The 13,650-nt window shown below is 70.2% G+C and carries 14 protein-coding genes; 8 read left to right on the top strand and 6 right to left on the bottom strand.

The window, feature by feature from the left end; all coding sequences use genetic code 11:
• Positions 1 to 71: 71 nt before the first annotated feature.
• The 4 genes from GUI43_RS15140 to GUI43_RS15125 all read right to left on the bottom strand — a co-directional run bounded on the left by GUI43_RS15140 (position 72) and on the right by GUI43_RS15125 (position 2,209).
• Positions 72 to 569, bottom strand: coding sequence for an NUDIX hydrolase (locus GUI43_RS15140; protein WP_112604037.1), 498 nt, complete (start codon positions 567 to 569; stop codon positions 72 to 74).
• A gap of 7 nt (positions 570 to 576) precedes the next feature.
• Complete coding sequence (locus tag GUI43_RS15135; RefSeq protein ID WP_007465523.1) at positions 577 to 831, bottom strand: Smr/MutS family protein; 255 nt, start codon at positions 829 to 831, stop codon at positions 577 to 579.
• A gap of 119 nt (positions 832 to 950) precedes the next feature.
• Positions 951 to 1,319 (bottom strand): tetratricopeptide repeat protein, encoded by a 369-nt coding sequence (locus tag GUI43_RS15130; protein WP_112584722.1) that lies wholly within the window; start codon positions 1,317 to 1,319, stop codon positions 951 to 953.
• A gap of 119 nt (positions 1,320 to 1,438) precedes the next feature.
• Positions 1,439 to 2,209: an ROK family protein gene (locus tag GUI43_RS15125; protein WP_112699092.1), complete on the bottom strand. Its 771-nt coding sequence runs from the start codon at positions 2,207 to 2,209 to the stop codon at positions 1,439 to 1,441.
• Positions 2,210 to 2,271: 62 nt separating this feature from the next.
• On the opposite strand from GUI43_RS15125, the gene GUI43_RS15120 reads away from it, so the two are divergent.
• The 3 genes from GUI43_RS15120 (at position 2,272) to GUI43_RS15110 (ending at position 5,120) form a co-directional block, all read left to right on the top strand.
• A complete protein-coding gene (locus tag GUI43_RS15120; protein ID WP_112699091.1) occupies positions 2,272 to 3,909 on the top strand; it encodes an ABC-F family ATP-binding cassette domain-containing protein in 1,638 nt (545 codons plus the stop codon).
• A 38-nt stretch (positions 3,910 to 3,947) separates the two neighbouring features.
• The gene (locus tag GUI43_RS15115) at positions 3,948 to 4,256 is read left to right on the top strand and encodes a hypothetical protein (RefSeq protein ID WP_112699090.1); all 309 of its coding nucleotides are present in this window, start codon (positions 3,948 to 3,950) and stop codon (positions 4,254 to 4,256) included.
• A 138-nt stretch (positions 4,257 to 4,394) separates the two neighbouring features.
• Positions 4,395 to 5,120, top strand: coding sequence for a methyltransferase domain-containing protein (locus tag GUI43_RS15110; RefSeq protein WP_112584718.1), 726 nt, complete (start codon positions 4,395 to 4,397; stop codon positions 5,118 to 5,120).
• 18 nt (positions 5,121 to 5,138) lie between these two features.
• On the opposite strand, the gene GUI43_RS15105 is transcribed toward GUI43_RS15110, so the two are convergent.
• On the bottom strand, positions 5,139 to 6,146 hold the full coding sequence (locus tag GUI43_RS15105; RefSeq protein WP_112699089.1) for a LacI family DNA-binding transcriptional regulator: 1,008 nt from the start codon (positions 6,144 to 6,146) through the stop codon (positions 5,139 to 5,141).
• Positions 6,147 to 6,293: 147 nt separating this feature from the next.
• Here GUI43_RS15105 and arfA point away from each other — a divergent pair, with 147 nt between their 5' ends.
• The 5 genes from arfA to GUI43_RS15080 all read left to right on the top strand — a co-directional run bounded on the left by arfA (position 6,294) and on the right by GUI43_RS15080 (position 12,066).
• Positions 6,294 to 7,808 (top strand): arabinosylfuranosidase ArfA, encoded by a 1,515-nt coding sequence (arfA, locus tag GUI43_RS15100; RefSeq protein ID WP_112699088.1) that lies wholly within the window; start codon positions 6,294 to 6,296, stop codon positions 7,806 to 7,808.
• 61 nt (positions 7,809 to 7,869) lie between these two features.
• On the top strand, positions 7,870 to 9,201 hold the full coding sequence (locus tag GUI43_RS15095) for an ABC transporter substrate-binding protein (RefSeq protein WP_091402679.1): 1,332 nt from the start codon (positions 7,870 to 7,872) through the stop codon (positions 9,199 to 9,201).
• A 6-nt stretch (positions 9,202 to 9,207) separates the two neighbouring features.
• Positions 9,208 to 10,173: a carbohydrate ABC transporter permease gene (locus tag GUI43_RS15090; protein ID WP_112584714.1), complete on the top strand. Its 966-nt coding sequence runs from the start codon at positions 9,208 to 9,210 to the stop codon at positions 10,171 to 10,173.
• 10 nt (positions 10,174 to 10,183) lie between these two features.
• Positions 10,184 to 11,041, top strand: a complete 858-nt coding sequence (locus GUI43_RS15085; RefSeq protein ID WP_181518614.1) for a carbohydrate ABC transporter permease — start codon at positions 10,184 to 10,186, stop codon at positions 11,039 to 11,041.
• Positions 11,038 to 12,066 carry a glycoside hydrolase family 43 protein gene (locus GUI43_RS15080; protein WP_112699087.1) on the top strand — a complete coding sequence of 343 codons (1,029 nt, stop codon included), beginning with the start codon at positions 11,038 to 11,040 and terminating at the stop codon, positions 12,064 to 12,066. The genes GUI43_RS15085 and GUI43_RS15080 overlap by 4 nt, the downstream gene beginning before the upstream one ends.
• 49 nt (positions 12,067 to 12,115) lie before the next feature.
• Here GUI43_RS15080 and GUI43_RS15075 read toward each other — a convergent pair whose 3' ends face one another.
• Positions 12,116 to 13,612 carry an amino acid permease gene (locus GUI43_RS15075; RefSeq protein ID WP_112584712.1) on the bottom strand — a complete coding sequence of 499 codons (1,497 nt, stop codon included), beginning with the start codon at positions 13,610 to 13,612 and terminating at the stop codon, positions 12,116 to 12,118.
• Positions 13,613 to 13,650: the final 38 nt, after the last annotated feature.

Below are 13,650 nucleotides of genomic sequence, written 5' to 3'. Positions count from 1 at the left end.
ACTCTGGGGTATACCGCTCAACAGCACATCGCCATGCCGGGCCATACGGTTGGTCCCCGCAGGGGTGTGGTTCAGAGGCCAAGCGGGACGGGTTGGGTTGGCACTCCGTCAGCGATCAATGCGGTCAACGGCGTGGCGAGGTCCCGTGGCGAGAACAGTTCCGGACCGCGGTGTTCCCTGATCTCCGACAGCGACCACCAACGCCAGCCAATGACGTGTTCGGCGGCGAGTTCCTCATCGCTCATTGCACCGCGCGGCGTGAACGATGCCGTCCGAACGAGGAAGTAGTCGTTCATGACGCCATCGTGGCCGGGTGCGAACCCGGCGGCGACTATCTCCTGGCGCCAGACCTGAGGCGGGTCGACATCGACAGCAAGTCCGACTTCTTCGCGCAGCTCTCGCCGCAGCGCGGCCAGTGGCGTCTCGCCGTCTTCGACGCCACCCCCGGGAGTGATCCAAACGGCGATCGTGCCAGCCGGATCGGGAATGGCGAGTCGTAGCAGCAGAACCCGGTCGTCTTCATCGACGACGACCGCACGCGCCGATCGCCGCAGGTTCACCGTCGACACGCGCGGCCTACTTCCAGCGGAAGTGGACGAAGAGGCGGCCGAAGTTCTTCGAGTCCTTCTCCACGCGGTGGTAGAGCTGCTTGACGTCCTTCTGGTCGAGGAACCGCAGCACCCGCTTCTTGAGCTGGCCGGACCCCTTGCCGGGGATGATCTCGACGAGGGTGGCCTTCTTCGCCACCGCCTCGTCCATGATCCCGCGCAACGCCCGGTCGATGTCCTGGCCCTTGTTGAAGATCTCGTGCAGGTCCAGCTTGAGCTTCATGCCGCAGCCCCCGGCCGGTCAGGTCCCATGTCCGCCATCCTAGGCACGTCCGGCAGGTCGCCTGACGACGACGAAGGGGCGGCCCCGAAGGGCCGCCCCGCACGCGTCACCGATCCGGCTCAGCGCCGGCCACCCAGTCGGGTTTCCACCCGCTCCAGCGCGGTCCGGTAGTCGTCGTTGGCCGCGTACATCGCTGCGGCGATCCGCAGGTGCCGCAGCGCGTCGGTGTGTCGGTTCAGCCGCTCCAGCGTCCGACCGAGCACGTGGTGCGCGTAGTGGTCGCTCGGGTCCCGCTCGACCAGCTCGCGCAGATGCTCCTCGGCCCGGTTGAGCTGGGCCGACTGGAAGTACGCCCGGGCCAGCAGTTGCCGGACCGCCGCGTTGCCGGGCTCGGCGTCGATGATCGGCTCCAGCAGTCGGGCTGCCCCACTGGGGTCACCGGTTTCGAAGAACATGGTCGCCCGCCGGTAGTCCGCCAGAAGATCCATCTGCCACCTCCTCGGGTCGCACCGTCACCTGTTCCGACGCTGGCACAACACCGGGAGTTTGGCGACTGTTCCCGGGGTCGAGATCAGGTCAGTTCCGGCCCCCGACGGCCGCCGAAGGGTCAGGTACGGGCGTCCCGGCGTCCGGCGGAAAGTTCCCAGGCGCGGACACCGCCGACGATTCCGGCGGTGTTCGGCACCACCACCACGTCGTCGCCCATCCGGGTCAGTTGCTCGGGCCGGATCAGTCGGGAGTTGCCCCCGCCCAGGTAGAGCCGGTCCCAGCGGAACACCGGGCGCAGCCCGTCCACCACCTGGCGGATCCGACGAGACCAGAAGGCGTCGCCGAGCCGCCGCCGTTCCGGCTCGCCGACGTACGTGTCGTAGGTCGTGCCCCAGCGCACCGGCGCGTGCGACAACTCCAGGTGCGGTGCGAGCACCCCGCCGTCGAAGAGCGCGCTGCCCAGCCCCGTCCCCAGGGTCAACACCAGCTCGCAGCCGGTGCCGGCGACCACTCCGGCGCCGTGCACCTCGGCGTCGTTGAGCACCAGCGCCGGCACCCCGAACGCGTCGGCCAGCGCGCCGCGCGCGTCCCAGCCGGACCACTCGGCGAGCAGGTCCGGGTCGACCCGGGTGCGGGGGCCGTTGCGGGTCACGTAGTGCGGGGTGCTGACTACCACTCCGTGCCGGATCATCCCGGGTACCCCGACAGTGACCCGGTCCGCCGTTGGCAGGCGCCCGCCGAGATCCAGCAGGGTCCGGACAAACAGCGCGGGCGGCAACGGGTACGGGGTGGGCACCCGCAACGGCCGGGCCCGCATCGTTCCCGCCTCGTCGAGCACGGACGCCTTGATGCCCCCGCCGCCACAGTCGATCGCCAGTGTGGTCACCACGTCGTTGAGTCTGCCCGCTGCCGGCCGGTCGTATGCGGGCGGCCGGATAGGCTGCCGTCCTGATGAGCGCCACGATGATCGTCAAGGACCTGGCCGCCGGGCACGGCGACCGCCCGCTCTTCGCCGGACTGGACCTGGTGGTCGCCCCCGGCGACGTGGTCGGGCTGGTCGGGCCGAACGGGGCCGGCAAGTCGACACTGCTGCGTACCCTCGCCGGGTTGTTGCCGGTCGAGGCCGGCAGCGTGCGGCTCAGCCCACCCACCGCGAGCGTCGGCCACCTGCCACAGGAACCGGAACGGCGGCCGGGCGAGACGGTACGGGACTTCCTGGCCCGCAGGACCGGGGTGACCGCCGCGCAGGCGGCGTTGGACGCGGCGACCGAGGCGCTGACCGCCGGGGCGGCGGGTGCCGACGACGCGTACGGCGACGCGCTGGAGCGCTGGCTCGCCCTCGGCGGCGCGGACCTCGACGAGCGCGCCGAGCAGGTGAGTGCCGACCTTGGGCTCGCGGTCGACCTGGACCACCCGACGACCGGGCTCTCCGGCGGTCAGGCGGCCCGGGCCGGGCTCGCGTCGCTGTTGCTCAGCCGGTACGACGTGTTCCTGCTCGACGAGCCGACCAACGACCTGGACCTGGCCGGGTTGGAGCGGCTGGAGGAGTTCGTCACCGGGCTGCGGGCCGGCACGGTGCTGGTCAGCCACGACCGGGAGTTCCTCACCCGTACGGTGACCCGGGTCGTGGAGCTGGACCTGCCGCAGCAGCAGGTGCACCACTACGGCGGCGGCTACGCGGCCTACCTGGAGGAGCGCGAGGTGGCCCGCCGGCACGCCCGCGCGGACTTCGAGGAGTACGCCGACACCAAGGCCGGGCTGGAGGCTCGGGCCCGCACCCAGCGTGGGTGGATGGAGAAGGGCGTGCGGAACGCCCGCCGCAAGGCCACCGACAACGACAAGATCGGCCGCAAGTTCCGCAGCGAGTCGAGCGAGAAGCAGGCCGCCAAGGCCAAGCAGACCGAACGGCTGATTGAACGGCTCGACGTGGTCGAGGAGCCTCGCAAGGAGTGGGAGCTGCGGATGGAGATCGCCGCCGCGCCCCGCGCCGGCGCCGTCGTGGCCACGCTGCGCGGAGCCGTGGTACGCCGTGGTGGTTTCACCCTCGGCCCGGTCGACCTCCAGATCGACTGGGCGGACCGGGTCGCGGTGACCGGGGCGAACGGCTCGGGCAAGTCCACCCTGTTGGCCGCGCTGCTGGGTCGGCTGCCGCTGGACGCTGGCACCGCCTCGCTCGGGCCCGGCGTGGTGGTCGGCGAGGTGGACCAGGCCCGCGGGTTGTTCCTTGGCGACGTGCCGCTGATCGACGCGTTCGAGGCGGCCGTACCCCACCTGTCGCCGGCGGACGCGCGGACCCTGCTGGCCAAGTTCGGCCTGCGGGCGGCGCACGTGCCCCGACCGGCGGCCACCCTCTCCCCCGGTGAGCGGACCCGGGCCGCGCTGGCCCTGCTCCAGGGCCGTGGGGTCAACCTGCTGGTGCTGGACGAGCCCACCAACCACCTGGACCTGCCCGCCATCGAGCAGCTCGAATCGGCGCTGGCCAGCTACCCCGGAACGCTGCTGCTGGTCACCCACGACCGGCGGATGCTGGCCGCCATCGAGACCAACCGGCGACTGCGGGTCGACGCCGGGCGGATCGCCGAGGATTGATCCGTGCCAGCGGGTCGGCGCGGGGTGAGAATGACTCCATGCTCAAGTGGGAGTACGCCCTGCTGGTCCGCCGCCGCCAGGCTGCGACCAACGACCTCGGCTGGGAGGTCGTCTTCGTCTGGTACGGCCCGGACGGCTCGATGGTCGACGTGACGCCGTACGGCGACACCGCCCTGGCACACCTGAACCGGGCCGGCGACCAGGGCTGGGAGTTGGTCGCGATGAGCGAGGACCCGTCCCTGCCCGGCAACCACGAACTGCACCGCTACCACCTCAAGCGGCCGAAGCCCGCCGACCCGCCGCCTCGCCAACGGATGCGTGGGGGCCGCCGCACTCTCTCCGGCTGACCCGGGCGCGGGCCGAGCCTGGGGTGCCGGCGGGCTGCGACACGCCCACCGCACGGTTGCGCGGGCCACGCCGACCTGGTGGACGAGCGGGGCATACCGGGCGCGATTGCGGGTATCGCGCGGCGGGAGGTGGCCCGAATGGTCGCTTTGGCACAGACTCCGCCCTCGGCCGACCGGCTGCGGGCGATCGACGATTCCCTCGCACAGGCGTGGGCGGACCAGGTCCGCCACGATGATCGGTTGCGGGACCTGGCGGTCGAGGTGCGGTTCGACCGGGGGGTGGCCCATCTGAGCGGCGACGTGGCCGATCCCGCCCAGCTACGGCTGGTGCGGGAGCTGGTGGGACGGCTGGCCGGTGTCTACGGCGTCTGGTGCCGGGTCGGCATCGGCGGGCGGGCGCCGGTGGTGGTGGACCTCGGTTGTGGGCCGACCAAGCAGTGGTCGAGCAACCTGGGGCTGGACATCTACCCGGCGCCCGGAGTGGATGCCGTGGCGGACCTGTCCGGCTCGCTGCCGCTCGCCGACAACTCGGTGGACGTCCTCTTCGCGGTGCACATCCTGGAGCACCTGATCGACTTCCTGCCGCTGGTCGACGAGTGTCATCGGGTGCTCCGCCCCGGTGGGGTGCTGCACGTGATGAGCCCCTGGTGGGGGCATGTGAACGCGGTGGCCGACCCGACCCACGTCCGGCTGATGGACGTGCAGACGTTCAAGGGGATCTGCCAGCTGCGGCCACCGGGCACGCCGCGCTGGTACCCACTGCACGCGGGCTGCGACGGCGCCTCGATCTTCGCCGACCTGACGCCCCTCCCCCCGGACGCCGACCCGGCACCCCAGTCCCACCTGGCCCGCTTCTTCGACTGACCCCACCCGGTCCGGGGGTCAGGGGGCCTGGGTGGATTCGCGAAGTTCCAGGCGGTAGGGGGCGGACAGCTCCTTCGCCGGGGCGGTGCGGTCGCCGTCCAGGCGGTTGGCGAGGAGTTCGACCGCCAGTTGGGCGATCTTCTCCTTGTCCGGGGCGACGGTGCTCAGGGTGGGGATGGAGAACCGGCCGTCCTCGATGTCGTCGAAGCCGACCACCGCCACGTCCTCGGGCACCCGCAGCCCTGCCTCGTGCAGGGCGCGGAGGGCACCCAGGGCGAGGGTGTCGTTGAAGCAGAAGACTGCGTCGGGGCGTACACCGGAGGTGAGCAGGCCCCGCATGGCGGCCGCACCGTCGGCGCGGTGCCAGGCCGACGCGGGCGCCACCAGGGTCTCGTCGTAGTCGAGCCCGGCGGCGCGCAGCGCGTCGGTATAGCCGGCCAGGCGCAGTCGGGCGCTGGCGCCCTCGTCGGTTCGCTGGGAGCCGATGGCCGCGATCCGGCGGTGGCCGAGCTGGATCAGGTGAGCGGTGATCTCCCGGGCCGCGGTCACGTTGTCGATCACCACTCGATCGGCGGGGCCGTGTTCGACCCGCTCGCCGAGCAGCACCATGGGCGTGCCGTCCAGGCCGGCCAGGTCCTCCGCCGTGAGCGCCAACGGACTGAAGATGAGCCCGTCGATCAGGTGGTCGGTGATACCGGAGGCGACCACCCGTTCCTGCTCCCGCCGACCGCCGGTCTGGTCGATCAGCACCGTCCAGCCGTAGGCGGCGGCGGCGGTGACCACGTAGCGGGCCAGCTCGGCGAAGTACGGGATGTCCAGTTCCGGAACGGCCAACGCGATCACGCCGGTGCGGCCCTTACGCAGGTGGCGGGCCGAGAGGTTGGGCCGATAGTTGAGCTCGGCGATCGCCTCTTCGACTCGGGCACGAGTGTCCGGCCGCACGTGCACGTAGCCGTTGACGACGTTGGAGACGGTCTTCACCGACACCCCGGCCCGTTCAGCCACGTCCTTGAGCCTGTGTCGCACTCCCCAACCTCCCCGATGTTACCCAGCGCACCATACCTCGTCACCAGCTCTTTACAACGTTGCCTACAACGTTGTAGAAACGGTGGACACCGGGTGAACAGTGACCGCCCTCACCCGGGCATCGGCACGAGGAAAGGTGGCACCCCCTTGCGGACCGCGCAGCTGACGATCGACCCGGCCTTCTCCATCGGCCCGGCCGACCGACGCCTCTTCGGCTCATTCGTCGAGCACATGGGGCGGTGCGTCTACGGCGGCATCTACGAGCCCGGCCACCCCAGCGCCGACTCCCGGGGCCTGCGCGGCGACGTGCTGGACCTGACCCGCGAGCTGGGCGTTTCAGTGGTCCGCTACCCGGGTGGCAACTTCGTTTCCGGCTACCGCTGGGAGGACGGGGTCGGCCCGGTCGACAACCGGCCCCGCCGGCTCGACCTGGCCTGGAAGACGATCGAGACCAACGCGTTCGGGCTGGACGAGTTCATGACCTGGGCCGCAGAGGCCGGCGTCGAGCCGATGATGGCGGTCAACCTCGGCACACGCGGGGTCCAGGAGGCACTCGACCTGCTGGAGTACGCCAACCACCCGGGCGGCACCGAGCTCTCCGACCTGCGGCGCAAGCACGGCGCCGAGGACCCGTACGGGGTGCGGCTGTGGTGCCTGGGCAACGAGATGGACGGCCCATGGCAGGTCGGCCACAAGACCGCTGACGAGTACGGCCGCGTCGCCGCCGAGGCCGCCCGAGCGATGAGGATGATCGACCCGTCGATCAGCCTGATCGCCTGCGGCAGCTCCAACCGGCGGATGCCCACCTTCGCCTCCTGGGAGGCGACGGTGCTGGAGCACACCTACGAGCACGTCGACTACATCTCGGCGCACACCTACTACGACCCGTCCGACGGCGACCAGGCCAGCATCCTGGCCTCGGCCGTCGACATGGACAACTTCATCACCGAGGTCGTCGCGACCGCCGACCACGTGGCCGCCAAGCAGCGGCACAAGCGCAAGCTGAAGATCTCCTTCGACGAGTGGAACGTCTGGTACGAGTCCCGCCTCCAGGCCGACCTGGACCGGCGCGGCTGGGTCGAAGCCCCGGCGCTGATCGAGGACGACTTCACAGCGGTCGACGCGGTGGTCGTCGGCGACCTGCTGATCACCCTGCTTCGGCACGCGGACCGGGTCGGGGTGGCCGCGCAGGCCCAGCTGGCCAACGTGATCGCGCCGATCCGTACCCGCAACGGCGGCCCGGCCTGGCGGCAGAGCATCTTCCACCCGTTCGCGCTGACTGCCCGGTACGCCCGGGGCACCGTGCTGCGCACCGACCCGGTGTCGCCGCGCTACGACACGAAGAAGTACGGGGACGTGCCGGTGCTCGACACCGTCGCCGTGCACGACGAGGAGACCGGCGAGCTGACCGTGTTCGCGGTCAACCGGGACTCCACCGATCTCCCGCTGGAGATCGATCTGCGCGGCCTGCCGGGTATGTCCGGCCTGTCGTTCCAGAGCATCGCTGCCGGGTCCGACCCGTCGGCGACGAACACCGAGGCCGAGCCCGACCGGGTGACGCCTCGGGACCTGCCCACCCCCACCCCCGACGGCGGTCGGTGCACAGTGCGCCTGCCCGCCGTGTCCTGGAGCGTGCTCCGCTTCGGCCCGGCCAACGCGTAGGTGTCACACCGGTTCTGAGCAGGCACAATTCATTCCGTTCCCCCTCAAGGAGAGATAAAGCATGATCCAGAACGACATGAGCCGGCGTCGCCTGCTCGGCCTCGGTCTCGGACTCGGCGCCGCGGCCTCGCTGACCCTCGCGGGTTGCGGCGGCGGCGATGACAGCGCCTCCGGGCCGGCCGCCGGCAACGGGGGCAAGGAGTACACCGGCCCCAAGGTGGACCTGAAGCTGTGGAACGGCTTCACCGGCGGCGACGGCGAGATCTTCAAGACGCTGGTGAACCAGTTCAACACCGAGCACAAGAACATCGCCGTGTCGGTGGCCACGTACCAGTGGGAGGACTACTACAACAAGCTCCCCGGCGCGGCCTCCAGCGGCAACGGCCCGGACATCGCGGTCATGCACATGGACCAGCTCGCCACCTTCGCCGCCCGCGGCGTGATCACCGAGCTGGACGACGTCGCCAAGAATCTGGAACTCGCCGAGGGCGACTTCGCCCCCACGGTGTGGAAGGGCGGGCTCTACAACAACAAGCGGTACGGCATTCCGCTGGACATGCACCCGCTGGGCTTCTACTACAACAAGACCGTCATGCAGAAGGCCGGCCTGGACCCGAACAAGCCGCCGACGACGAAGGACGACTACGTCGCCGCGCTGACCGAGCTGAAGAAGGCCGGCATCCAGGGCTTCTGGGTCAGCCCGTTCCAGTTCACCGGCGGCATGACCTTCTACTCGCTGCTCAACCAGTGGGGTGCCACCCTGTTCGACGCGGACGTGGCCAAGGCCACCTTCAACTCGGACCCGGCGGTCGAGGCGTGCACCTGGCTGGTCGACATGATCAAGCAGGGCTTCTCGCCGGCCAACGTCGGTCAGGACGCCGACTACCTGTCGTTCAAGAGCGGCAAGAACGCCTTCACCTGGAACGGCATCTGGCAGATCAACGATCTGAAGAAGAGCCCCGACGTGCAGTGGGGCGTCGCCCCGCTCCCCCAGATCGGCAGCAAGCCGGCGGCCTGGGCCAACTCGCACAACTTCACCATCGTGAAACAGCGGGCCAACGACGCCAACAAGGTCTCCGGTGCCAAGGTCTTCATCAACTGGCTCAGCGAGCACTCGCTGGACTGGGCGAAGGGCGGCCAGGTCCCGGCCCGTAAGGCCGTCCGCGAGGGCGCCGAGTTCAAGGCGCTGCCGGAGATCTCGTCGCTCGCCCCCGAGCTGGAGTACGCGGCGTTCCCGCCGGCGGCCCCGGGTCTCGGCGAGGTCATGACCACCTTCTACAACTCCTTCAATGAGGCCGCGCTGGGCAAGAAGTCGCCCAAGCAGGCGCTCGACGACGGTGTCGCGAAGGCCAACAAGCAGCTCGAGGACAACCGCAAGAAGTACGGGAGCTGATACCCCGTGGCGGACGTGATCGAGGTCGGGGCGGCGCGCGGTGACGCGCCGCCCCCGGCGGCCAACGCAGTCCGCCGGTCCGCCTCGGCGGGTCGGACCAGACGGGCGACGCCATATCTGTTCCTCGCTCCCTACCTGGTCCTGTTCGGGGTGTTCGGCCTGCTGCCGATCGTCCTCGGCGTCTGGCTGAGCGTGCACCAGTGGGACTTCCAGCTGCCCAACCGGCCGTTCGTCGGGTTGGACAACTACAAGCAGCTCTTCTCCAGCGACTCCGCCGTCTACGGCGACTGGTGGCAGAGCGTCCGGGCCACGGCGATCTTCACGGTGCTGTCGGTGCCGCTGCTGGTGGTCGTACCGCTGGGGTTGGCACTGCTGCTCAACCGCTCCTTCCCGGGCCGGACGTTTTTCCGGGCCATCTACTTCGCGCCGTACGTGCTGGGTGTCGCGGTGATCGGCCTGCTCTGGCGGTTCCTGCTCGACGCCAACCTGGGCCTGGTCAACCGGCTCCTCGGCGTGGTCGGGTTGCCGTCGGACACCCCCTGGGTGACGAACATGCCGTGGGCGTGGATCTCCCTGGTCGGGGTGACCGTCTGGTGGACGTCCGGCTTCAACGCGGTGATCTACCTGGCCGGCCTCCAGGACATCTCGCCGGAGCTGTACGAGGCGGCCCGGATGGACGGCGCGAACGCGTGGCAGCGGTTCCGCAACGTCACACTGCCCGGGCTGCGGCCGGTGCTGCTCTTCGTGATCACGACGACCGTGCTCGCCTCGGCGAACATGTTCGGCCAGTCATTCCTGATCACCCAGGGGACGCCCGGCACGGAGACCCGCACTGTGGTGTGGTTCATCGTCGAGGAGGGCCTGCGAAACAACAACGCCGGTCGGGCCGCCGCGATGAGCATCGTGTTCGCCCTGCTGCTGGCGGTCGTGAGCATCGCCAACTTCCGCCTCTTCCGCTACAAGGAAGACTGAGGGGACCGCCATGACGACGCCCACGCCGACAACCGACGGCTCCACACCGGGGCTGCGCCGGGTCGGGCTCTACGCCACCCTGGTCGCCCTGGCCCTGATCTTCCTGGTCCCCCTGCTGTGGATGGTCATCACCTCGCTGAAGACCTACACCGCCGCCCAGCAGATCCCGCCGAGCTGGCTGCCGAACCCGCTCGCCGGTTACGGCTACGAGCAGATCCTCAACAACTCGGCGAACCCGGTGCTGCGCTGGTTCCTCAACAGCATGCTGGCCGCCACGCTGCACTCGGCGCTGGTGCTCGTGACCGCCTCGATGGCCGCGTACTCCCTGGCCCGGCTGAAGTTCCGCGGTCGCGGGGTGACCTTCGCACTGATCGTCGGGACGCTGTTCATCCCGCCGACCTCGCTGATCATCCCGAACTTCCTGATCGTCGACCAGCTCAACTGGATCGACACCCTCGCTGTGGTCGTGGTGCCGGGCGCGGCCAGCGCGTTCGGGGTGTTCTTCCTGCGGCAGTTCTTCCTGTCCCTGCCGAACGAGCTGGAGGAGGCCGCCACGCTGGACGGCGCCAACCAGTGGCAGATCTTCTACAAGGTGGTGCTGCCGCTGTCCAGGCCGGCGCTGGCCACCCTGGCCGTGCTGTCGTTCCTCACCAATTGGAACGATTTCCTCTGGCCGATCTTCGTGCTGTTCAGCCCGGAGAAGCTCACCCTGCCGCCGGGCCTGGGCCTGCTCCAGGGCTCGTACGTCACCGACTACCCGGTGATCATGGCGGGCGCGGTGCTGGCCAGCCTGCCGGTGCTGATCCTCTTCGTGCTGGCCCAGCGGCACATCATTCAGGGTGTCTCCCGCAGCGGTCTGAAGGGATGACGCGTACGACCGCCCGGCGACGTGGCGCGGCGGCGATCATTCTCGCCGCCGCGTTGCTCGTTGCGGGCTGCTCCGACGGCACCGAACCCACCCCTACCACGAGCAGCGGGAGCGACCCCAGCGTGTTCATCAACCCGGTCGTGAAGACCGACGCCCCAGACCCGCAGGCGATCCAGGTGGGCGCCACCTGGTACCTGTTCCACACCAACTCCGGCGGCCGCAACGTCCCCGTGCTCACCTCGACCGATCTGGTCGACTGGGCCGAGGCCGGGGACGCCCTGCCGACGCTGCCGGACTGGGCGGACGCCGGCAAGACCTGGGCGCCGGAGGCGATCCAGCTCGCCCCGGACAGGTTCCTGCTCTACTACACGGTCGCCGGCCGGGAGTCGGGGCGGCAGTGCGTCGGGCGTGCGGTGGCCAGCGCGCCGCAGGGGCCGTACTCCGACGACGCGGCCGGCCCGCTGATCTGTCAAGCCGACCTGGGCGGGGCGATCGACGCCAGCCCGTACCGGGACACCGACGGCAGCCTGTGGCTGCTGTGGAAGAACGACGGCAACGCGATCGGGGTGGACACCTGGCTCTGGTCACAGCGCCTCGCCGACGACGGCCTGACCCTCATCGGCGAGCCGACCAAGCTGCTCAAGCAGACCGAGCCGTGGGAGGGCACCCTGATCGAGGGGCCGTTCTTCCACCGTCAGGACGGTCGGCTGCTGCTCTTCTTCGCCGCCAACGCGTACGACCGGGCGGAGTACGCCGAGGGCTACGCGGTCTGCGAGAGCCCGACCGGCCCGTGTGTGAAGGCCGTCGAGAACCCGATCCTGAAGGGCAACGAGGCCGCCTCGGGCCCCGGCCACGCGTCGATGGTGGTCAAGGACGGGCGGACCTGGCTGCTGTACCACGCCTGGCCGCCGGGCCAGGAGGGCAGCACCGACCCGGGTCGGCAGGTGTGGCTCGACGAGGTGACCTGGGTCGACGGCAAGCCCGTCGTCAAGGGTCCGACGGCCACGCCGCAGCCGCGGCCCTGAGCTGTCGTGCGGGAGGGCCCCGAAGCTGGTGCCCTCCCGCATGCCTCGGTCAGGCGGTCGGCTCGCGAGGGGCCGGGGCAACCGCCGGCTCGTGCTGGGCCAGCCGGTTGCGGCGGTGGCCGTAGCCGAAGTAGATCACCGCGCCGAGCAGCATCCAGGCCAGGAACCGCAGCCAGGTCTCCACCGACAGGTTGAGCATCAGGTAGAAGCAGGCCAGCGCCGAGACGATCGGCAGCACCGGTGAGAACGGCACCCGGAACGGCCGCTCCAGGTCCGGCCGCTTGCGGCGCAGGATCGGCACCGCCACCGACACGAGGACGAACGCGCAGAGCGCGCCGATGCTGACCAGGTCGGCCAGCGCGGACAGCGGCAGGAAGCCGGCCAGCAGCGCGACGGCCACCGTCATGATCGCCGAGATCCGGTACGGGGTGCCCCAGCGCGGGTGCACCTTCGCGATCGAGGGCGGGATCAACCCGTCCCGGGCGATGGCGAAGCCGATCCGGCCCATCGCCACCAGGTCGACCAGGATGACACTGGTCAGGCCGGCGACCGCGGCGATGGAGACCAGCACGGCCGCCCAGCCCGCGCCGACCGACTCGAACGCCGACGCGATCGGGGCGCCCCGGTCGATCTCGGTGTACGGCACCATCCCGACCACCACCAGCGAGACGCCGATGTAGAGCACTGTGGAGATCAGCAGCGTGCCGAGCAGACCCAGGGTGAGGTCCCGCTTGGGCTTCCGGGTCTCCTCGCCCAGGTTGGCCACGGCCTCGAAGCCGGTGTAAGCGAAGAAGACCACGGCGGCGGCGCTGAGCACCCCGACGAAGCCGAAGACCGACGGCTCCAGCCCGAAGAGCGCCTGCGTGACCGGCTGCTTGATGCCGTCGTCGCCGCTCCCTGCGGGCTCGGCCGGCGGGATGAACGGGGTGAGGTTGGCGGCCTTGACGAAGAACAGCCCGGCTACCACCACGAAGACGCAGATGGCCACCTTGACCAGCACCAGCAGGTTGGTGATCCGGGCGGATTCCCGGATGCCGACGATCGCCACGATGCCGAGGATCAGCACGATGGCGATGGCGCCCACGTTGACAGTGCTGCCCTCCTCACCAAACCAGCGGGTCGGCAGGTCGAGCAGTTCGGCGAGGTAGCCGGACCAGCCTCGGGCCACAACGGCGGCGCCGAGCGCGAACTCCAGCAGCAGGTCCCAGCCGATGATCCAGGCGACGATCTCGCCCATCGTGGCGTACGCGTAGGTGTAGGCGCTGCCGGCGGTCGGCACGCTGGAGGCCAGCTCGGCGTAACAGAGGGCGGCGAGCAGGGCCACCACGCCGGCGATGGCGAAGGAGATCACCACGCCCGGCCCGGCGCTGTCCCGGGCCTCGATCCCGGTGAGAGTGAAGATGCCGGTGCCGATCACGATGCCGATGCCGAAGCCGGTGAGGTCGACCGCGCCGAGCCGCCTCTTCAGCCCCAGCTGGCCGTCGCTGCCGTCCGCCTCACCCTGGGCTATCACGTCCTTGATTGGTTTTGTGCGCAGCACGGACACCCGGTCACCCCTCCCACCGTGCGACCACCTTCGTGGCG

Source organism: Micromonospora noduli, assembly GCF_003264365.1.
Taxonomy (GTDB): Bacteria; Actinomycetota; Actinomycetes; order Mycobacteriales; family Micromonosporaceae; genus Micromonospora; species Micromonospora noduli.
The sequence above is the reverse complement of the archived record's forward strand: the minus strand, read 5'-3'. Positions and strand labels throughout refer to the sequence as shown.

Coding starts and splice junctions, on each gene's coding strand:
- GUI43_RS15135 (WP_007465523.1), bottom strand. CDS start 831: ATGAAGCTCAAGCTGGACCTGCACGAGATCTTCAACAAGGGCCAGGAC.
- GUI43_RS15130 (WP_112584722.1), bottom strand. CDS start 1,319: ATGGATCTTCTGGCGGACTACCGGCGGGCGACCATGTTCTTCGAAACC.
- GUI43_RS15120 (WP_112699091.1), top strand. CDS start 2,272: ATGAGCGCCACGATGATCGTCAAGGACCTGGCCGCCGGGCACGGCGAC.
- GUI43_RS15115 (WP_112699090.1), top strand. CDS start 3,948: ATGCTCAAGTGGGAGTACGCCCTGCTGGTCCGCCGCCGCCAGGCTGCG.
- GUI43_RS15110 (WP_112584718.1), top strand. CDS start 4,395: ATGGTCGCTTTGGCACAGACTCCGCCCTCGGCCGACCGGCTGCGGGCG.
- GUI43_RS15095 (WP_091402679.1), top strand. CDS start 7,870: ATGATCCAGAACGACATGAGCCGGCGTCGCCTGCTCGGCCTCGGTCTC.
- GUI43_RS15085 (WP_181518614.1), top strand. CDS start 10,184: ATGACGACGCCCACGCCGACAACCGACGGCTCCACACCGGGGCTGCGC.
- GUI43_RS15080 (WP_112699087.1), top strand. CDS start 11,038: ATGACGCGTACGACCGCCCGGCGACGTGGCGCGGCGGCGATCATTCTC.